Raw genomic sequence first — 484 nt, forward strand, 5'->3', positions numbered from 1 at the left:
TTCAATTTCTTCATGTGAAAGCTTTGTCATCATTGTTTCAACAAGTTCATATACTTTTCGTTCTGTTTCAACGAGCCATTGTTCACCTTTTTCTGTGAGCGAAAGAGCAATAATACGACGATCATCTTCATCTTTGCCACGTGCAATCATTCCTTTTTCAACAAGACGGTTTGTCATCGCCGTAATCGCACTTTTATTTACCGCAAACACGTCCGCCAATTCCGTTGACGTACACATCCCACGCTTATGTATGTAGCGCAATACATAATATTGATCGTGCGTAATATCGTCCAATTCACATTTCATCAACGCAGCCCCTCGTTTATGAACAAGAAATGAAACGGATAAATAGCGCTCAATAAATTGTTGTATGCTTCGCTCCATCGGTCAATGCCTCCTATCGAAATAGTTCAATTGTTTAACTATTTAATAATATAACGATAAAACACGGAATGGTCAATGATGAAGTGAGGTGTGATATAAT

1 protein-coding gene is annotated in these 484 nt (G+C 38.0%); it reads right to left on the bottom strand.

What is annotated here, in order from left to right:
• A partial coding sequence (locus FOI68_RS22835; RefSeq protein ID WP_143864421.1) for a MarR family winged helix-turn-helix transcriptional regulator occupies positions 1 to 384 on the bottom strand: 384 nt, incomplete at its 3' end.
• Positions 385 to 484 lie beyond the last annotated feature (100 nt).

Source organism: Brevibacillus sp. LEMMJ03, assembly GCF_007197875.1.
Taxonomy (GTDB): domain Bacteria; phylum Bacillota; class Bacilli; order Brevibacillales; family Brevibacillaceae; genus Brevibacillus; species Brevibacillus thermoruber.